The organism is Acidobacteriota bacterium, from assembly GCA_003225175.1.
Classification (GTDB): domain Bacteria; phylum Acidobacteriota; class Terriglobia; order Terriglobales; family Acidobacteriaceae; genus Gp1-AA112.
The window spans coordinates 1-2,240 of sequence record QIBA01000149.1 but is presented as its reverse complement, the minus strand read 5'-3'; the positions used below and the strand labels follow the sequence as shown (position 1 = coordinate 2,240).

Annotated in this window: 2 protein-coding genes; both read right to left on the bottom strand. The window is 52.1% G+C overall.

Annotation, left to right across the window (positions count from 1 at the left end; genetic code table 11):
- Nucleotides 1-1,244 (bottom strand): hypothetical protein (locus tag DMG62_23840; GenBank protein PYY20206.1); only part of this gene is annotated, 1,244 nt, incomplete at its 3' end.
- A 108-nt stretch (nucleotides 1,245-1,352) separates the two neighbouring features.
- On the bottom strand, nucleotides 1,353-2,240 hold an 888-nt coding region (locus DMG62_23835), incomplete at its 5' end, for a hypothetical protein (protein PYY20205.1).

The window sequence follows — 2,240 nt, the reverse complement described above, 5'->3', positions numbered from 1 at the left end:
TAGAATGCTAGGCTGCGAAACATCTGCGCCTGGCCCCAACGATGCATCGGGACGTTGTCCCAACCCAAGTGTAGTTTCCTGGAACGGAACGATCCATCGCGCTTGACCCATACATTCAAAATATGAGCGACGACCTTCTCCAAGGTTGGTTTTAGTTGCGGGAAACGCTCGCGAAGCAGCAAACAGAGGTTGATACACTCGGCGCAATCGTAAAGTTCACGCTTGTAAACGGTCAGGCGTGGTGCTTTGGAAAAGGGTTTCGGGAGGCCGTCCTCGTCAAAGAGATTCTCAAGATAATACTTAACGCCTTTCGAAAGCGCTTCGAGACATGCCGGATACCCGGTTAAGGTGTGAATCTTGGCCAGCGCTTTCATCACGAAGCACGTATGATAGTGATCAACAAAATCTCGTACTCCGTCGACAGCGTAAAACCACGAGCCGTCCGGGTTCTGGTTATCGAGGACAAAGTTCAGGTTCCGTTCGGCAGTTAACCAATACTCTTCTTCGTTGAAAATTTGCGAGGCGCTCGTCAGCAAGAACGCGCGGTAAGCAGCAGCATTAATAACCCCCCCCTCACTGAAAGGCGTGTAGGAACAACTGCTGGCGTTCTTCGATGTCCTGAAGTCCTTGATATCGTTTGCCGCGTGCCGCGCGATTGATTCGACGATTTGCTTGTACTCGTCAAGCAAATCCGCTCCGTCCTCGATGCTCTGTCCTCCGCCCTCTGTCCTCTGCCCTCTATGCTCTAACTGGAGCAGCTCGGTTACCTGGAGAAACGCTTCATAAACGTAAGGCGTAGTAGTGATGAGCGGTGTTTGCCCCTTAGTAGTACCACCGTGCCAGACCCAGTCGAATGGATAACCCCAGCAATATTCTTTAAACTCGCGGCAGCGCGAGTTTTTAAGTTCCGTTAGAAAATGAATAGCCTTTTCCAGTTGCGAGAAATCTCCGGTCGCCTGGTACAGGAAAGCAAACCCCATCGCATAATGAGCATCCGCAATCGGGAATCGCATCGGATGATGGAACAGCCGTCGCGCCGCCGGAAGGAATGCTTCACAGAAAATCATCGGGGCTACGGCGGCGGTTCCCATGAGTTTGTGCCGGTAATAGAGTGCTTTGGCTCGTCCGCCGACCGGTCCAGCGAAGAAGCTCTGAAAGTCCCAGGACTTTTCGCCATAGCCATCCAGCCAGTTGGCGAAATCCGTTAGAACGTCGGAGATCCTGGCCGCGAACGGATCAGACATCCTTGCTAGATCCATTTCAATTCCTCTTGACCGAGCGTTGAATGTTCGATGTCAGGCTTTTCTGCCTCGCCGCTGCTCTCACACTGGTTCGATTGCCGTTTCAACGGTTTAACGGTAGGCAGTGAACCTGAATCTCATGGGCACAATGTAGTTATCACGCACCTCACAAAGGTATCGCCGTAGCATCGCCTTCAATCTGTACGGCAGATTATCTCCGCTGCGTCTTTTCTCAGCGGCATCGTAAAATCTGATTTGGATCACTTGGTTCTCACCGGGATTAAGTTCGATTTCCAACTCGATGTGCCCGTTTACGGGTTTCCACGAAATCTCGTGAGCGCCCGCGCAAATTCGCTGTATGGCTGAGGCCTCGTGATCGCGCCTTTTAATCAGGAAATGTTTTGGCTGGTCAGAACGGTTCTCAATACGCAGCTCCGTTCCATACATCTCCACTTCCACAACGCCCAGGGAGACTTCCCTTTGACGGCAGCTGCGCCGAACTACCTCACCTAGGTTGCGCCAGGTCGGTGCACGGTGGAGAGCATTTAACCTCTGGATAAAGTTGACCAAGCGCGCGCAATGATCGCTGCAATAATCGTGATGGATCACTGCTATTGCAGGTTTCCCTAACAAAACATCAAAGGCAAAATTTTCGATTCCCTCCCATGGATATCGTCGGGTAAAGAGCGCAAAGCTGTAACGCATGACTGCGATGTCCCACACATCGGAGACTGTGATGGCCCGAGGATGCGGATCAGCGCTGATAACATCGTTATTAACCGAGGCGATAAGACCCGTACGCCTTAGCACATCCATGGCAGCTTCCGAAAAAACGCCTTGAGGAAATACCATCACTCGGTCGTGACTGATGCCGGTAATGGATTCGTGCTGAGTCATACGCTCGATTGCTTGTTGAGTCTTCCAGTAAAGGCGCTGCCGGTCGGAGCTACCGAACTCAGCCCGGGTATGATCGCAGCCGTGAACCGAGAGTGAGTAACG